Raw genomic sequence first — 3,902 nt, forward strand, 5'->3', positions numbered from 1 at the left:
CCTCTATTGAATGAATTGCAGCAGCTGGGTAAAAATTTCATCGAAAACGCGAATGCCGTTCATTTCCAGTATAACGTTCAGTATCGCTCCGATTATAGCTCCGACTATCAGCGAGGAGATAACCCTAACCTTTACGATCAAGATTATCGCTATGATCAGCAGTACGAGAGTCGACATCGCTCCCATGTTAGCAAGTTTTTGCTCTGTCTCCTCCATAGTCTTGTTGAGGAAGTCGAAAAGCGTGGAAATTCCGCTCATGCCAAAAAGTAAGCCGATTATTAAGCCGATAGCCATTACCGCTCTTTCGCTCATAACGGTATGTTTGCCTCAACGATATAAAAGATATGCTTCGCCGTGTGAAAGTTATCTCAGCTTTGTAAGTAGCGTTGCGGAAATGAGTGAAGCGATGACGAAGCTCGCTATCACACCTTTGATGAAATCAAACAGTAATAGAGGAAGGAGAGAAATTCCGGCGATGATTCCGTTAAGCAGGAAAAGAAGGAGAGTTTCAGGCAAACTCTTTTCCGGAATGCCGACATCTTCAGCTTTGCGGAAAAGGTAGAACGTAGTGAACAGCGAGACGTTTAGCGGTAGCGTTATCGCGAGAGGGATAAAGATCAGGCTTTTAACTTCGAAAAACGCAGCCAAGAAGACGAGAAAAAGCGAAGACGTTGTTGGGACGATCGAAGAGGACAGCGCTTTACTTAAAGCAAATATGGATTTTGCGAGGGGCAACGATCTCAGAAAGTCGATTTCTTTACCCTCGACCTTGAGAATAACATCTGAGCTTATTATGGAAAATAAAGAAATTAAAAAGATCTGGCTGGTCAACAGTTCTCTCGGGAATTCCCTGCTTTCCAGAACGAAGAATAGCTGCGGAAGAACCAAATACATCGGAACGAACAGTCCGGCTATCGACGCTGCCCTCCTGAAAACGAGGCGGAAGTCTTTAAGGATTAGCGTGAGCAAAACTCCGCCAAATGCGGGCGTGAACTTTCCAACTCTACTTTTTTCGAAAACTACTTTCGGTTGCGTCAGAGAACTCCAAACTCTTTTAGAAACGAAGAAGTAAGCTGGTATGAAAGCTGCGGCGTAAAAAATCAGGAGGACTAAGCTCTTTTCCGGATCGACGATCGAGGACGATGAAATCGGATAGGCTATGGAAAATTTGAAGATAAACGAGATTTCTTCTGCATTTTCGAGGACTTTCGTTTGTAGGTAGTGAATAAAGTAGAAGATTCCGATAAATGCAAGAACGCCAATTACTCTCGCCGTACTTTTCAGAAAGCCAAATCTCGTTTTTCTGAAAGCAACTTTCGTTCCGAAAATCTGAAAGATTCCGAGTCCTATTGTTTGTCCTATCAAAACCCCCATGAAAACCCACAGAAGGAGGAGAAACGATTCAAGGGGGCTGATAAAGCTCAGAAGAATAACACTCGGTAACGAGAGGAATAAAACTCCTACCGAGTCAAGGAGTAGGAGGGAAGGAAGGTAAAAATATTCGAGTTTAAGGGGCAGTTGTTTTAACGGCTCGAAAATGCCAACGGAGAACAGCAAGGACGTGTGAAAAGTGGAAATGTAAATCGAAAAGATGAAAGCGAAGGTTGAAAGCGTAACGGCTAAAGACATCAGAGCGACTTCCTTTCCGGTTAGCACAGCGGGAGCCATGAAGCTGCCGAAAATTAGCAGCGGGGAAGCGTTTATTATCACCCCTTTTTTCAAACCGAACTTTTTAATTCTGTTATTGATTTTCTCCTCGTCCATCATCGGATTTCTTCTAAGCATCTGATAATTCAGCTCCCTGTAGAGAACTCGAATGGTTTCCAGCATGGTATCACTTCAGAGCCTTAACTATTTCAAGAACTTCTTCTCTGCTTTCGGTTATTTTTAGAAACACGTCCTCCAAACTCTTTTCTTCGAGTCTCTTCTTCAGCTCTTCCACTGTTCCTTCCGCTACTATCCTTCCCCTATGAATTACTCCGATTCTGTCGCAGATTATCTCTGCAAGTTGAAGAACGTGAGTCGAAAAAACGATAGATTTTCCCTTCCTTTTGTACTCCAGCAGCAACTCTCTGAATATTCTTGCTGACTTTACGTCGAGTCCGTTCATAGCCTCGTCAAGAACGAGAACTTTGGGATCGTGTAGGAGAGCGGCGATAATTGATACTTTCTGCTTCGTTCCGAAGCTGAGAGTTCCTATGAACTGATCCAGATACTCTTCTATTCCGAAAGCTTTTACAAAGGCGTTAACTCTCTCTTCGAGCAATCCTCGCGGAATTTTTCTAACTTTTCCTATAAAATCGAAGAGTTCGGCTGGAGTGAGAGACTCGTAAAGGGTCGGAGATTCAGGGACAAAACCAACGATTTCCTTCACCTTCAATTGATTTTCTGATGCGTTGACCCCTTCGATGATCACATTCCCCTCGTCGGGTTTGAGAATTCCGGAAAGAATCTTCATGGTCGTGCTCTTCCCACTTCCGTTCGGTCCGAGCAAGCCGTAGATCTCTCCATCTTTAACTGTAAAGCTCAAACCGTCGAGAATTGGATTACCATCGTAGCGTTTACGAAGATTTTCCACTGTTATCATCCATTCACCCCACGAATTCGACTTTAAATCTTCATCAAGATTTTTAAGCTTTACCGAGATTCGTAAATTTTACTTTACCGGAATATTATTCAATCTACTGATGAGCTTCGAAGCGGTGGAGGTTCAATTTTTCAGCTCAACTAACGAAAAATTGCGGAGGTGAAAGGGTGGCAGAACTCATAGTATTCAAGAGCGGACTTAGACGAGGTCCTTTGGTAGTTTGCTTGACTTTGGGAGTTAGTAGTCTGCTAATCTTGTTAGCGATACTAAAAGGGAGCTTAGCCGTAAATAGGAATCTGGACTTAATGAAGCTTTCAATTCTTTCTCTTCTGGTCGTTGGAGGATTCGGGGGGTCATGTTAATTTGGTGCTACGACTCAAAGACCTCCAGAGTCTTAGAACGTTTGTCCAGCCTTCTCAGAGTGGAAGGGGATAAACTCGTAATGGAAAGACCGATATTGGCAAGAAGAGGTATAATAACCATTAGAGCCGATGAAAGCGGCGAGCACGGTAGAAAGTTTCAACTGTTTTTCGGGAATGTCGATAAGGAGGCTGAGTACATCCAAGAGCTTGAGCCTACAGCGGATGTGAGTAGCGTAGATATAGTGGCGAATGTGTCCGGAATAAAGATAAGCGCGCCCAAGTGGGTGAAAATCCCCGGATATGAAATAGTAGAGCCTGAGCTAACGGTCAAAGGTATTCAGATAGTGCTCGGTGTTATACCGCCCTTAAACCACGAAGTTACTCTTTTCAGAAATAGACTTGAAGTATCTAATAAAAGAGAATGGGGAGCTGCTGAATTAAAAGTAATCGATGGAAGGATTGAAGGTACGCTAACCTACAGTAGATCTGCGAGCGGTAAATCGAAGGAGCTCAGGTTGGAGTTTGTATTCGATCACGGCATGACAAGGTATAGGGGTACGTTGGCCAAAATGAAAATGCCGGGCGAAGTACGGTTTTCGTGGAAACCAGCGTTGGATAACGTGATATACATCCTTGCATCCAGTTTGAGTCCAATTTCCCCGAGACGGGTGATGGAGAAAGCCGGTATAAAAGGACCAGTTATAATGGGTGATGCATGGTCGAAGATAAGATCGGCTAAGCTGAGGCTGGTACTCGACATACCCTTTGCGTCAGATGTAATAGACGAGACGGAGATAGCGATAAAGCCCTCATCTTAGAAAAATTTTTAGGTTATAAAGAAACCCCGTATTTGTGAAACTCTCGCTGAGGTGCGACGCTGAAACTGCTTTGAGGACGATCGAGGAGTTTTTCAGAACGAGAGAATTAAAATTCGAAAAGAGGGTTTACTACAC

5 protein-coding genes are annotated in these 3,902 nt (G+C 43.7%); 2 read left to right on the top strand and 3 right to left on the bottom strand.

Features of this window, described 5'->3' with window-relative positions; translation table 11 throughout:
* Positions 1 to 3: 3 nt before the first annotated feature.
* Genes F7C14_RS05760 through F7C14_RS05770 form a run of 3 tightly spaced genes read right to left on the bottom strand, consistent with a single transcriptional unit; the run spans position 4 to position 2,587 of the window.
* Positions 4 to 312, bottom strand: coding sequence for a hypothetical protein (locus F7C14_RS05760; RefSeq protein WP_290900778.1), 309 nt, complete (start codon positions 310 to 312; stop codon positions 4 to 6).
* A 51-nt stretch (positions 313 to 363) separates the two neighbouring features.
* Positions 364 to 1,830, bottom strand: coding sequence for a hypothetical protein (locus tag F7C14_RS05765; protein WP_290900781.1), 1,467 nt, complete (start codon positions 1,828 to 1,830; stop codon positions 364 to 366).
* A 4-nt stretch (positions 1,831 to 1,834) separates the two neighbouring features.
* Positions 1,835 to 2,587, bottom strand: a complete 753-nt coding sequence (locus tag F7C14_RS05770) for an ABC transporter ATP-binding protein (RefSeq protein ID WP_290900784.1) — start codon at positions 2,585 to 2,587, stop codon at positions 1,835 to 1,837.
* Positions 2,588 to 2,754: 167 nt separating this feature from the next.
* On the opposite strand from F7C14_RS05770, the gene F7C14_RS05775 reads away from it, so the two are divergent.
* Entirely contained in the window at positions 2,755 to 2,949 is a 195-nt protein-coding gene (locus tag F7C14_RS05775) for a hypothetical protein (RefSeq protein ID WP_290900786.1), read from the top strand.
* A gap of 59 nt (positions 2,950 to 3,008) precedes the next feature.
* Positions 3,009 to 3,767, top strand: coding sequence for a hypothetical protein (locus F7C14_RS05780; RefSeq protein ID WP_290900789.1), 759 nt, complete (start codon positions 3,009 to 3,011; stop codon positions 3,765 to 3,767).
* Positions 3,768 to 3,902 lie beyond the last annotated feature (135 nt).

Source organism: Ferroglobus sp., from assembly GCF_015521575.1.
In the GTDB taxonomy this organism is placed as follows: Archaea; Halobacteriota; Archaeoglobi; order Archaeoglobales; family Archaeoglobaceae; genus Ferroglobus.

Bases quoted from the DNA above. Each gene is read 5' to 3' on its own strand.
- F7C14_RS05770 (WP_290900784.1), bottom strand. From the start codon at position 2,587: ATGATAACAGTGGAAAATCTTCGTAAACGCTACGATGGTAATCCAATT.
- F7C14_RS05760 (WP_290900778.1), bottom strand. From the start codon at position 312: ATGAGCGAAAGAGCGGTAATGGCTATCGGCTTAATAATCGGCTTACTT.
- F7C14_RS05765 (WP_290900781.1), bottom strand. From the start codon at position 1,830: ATGCTGGAAACCATTCGAGTTCTCTACAGGGAGCTGAATTATCAGATG.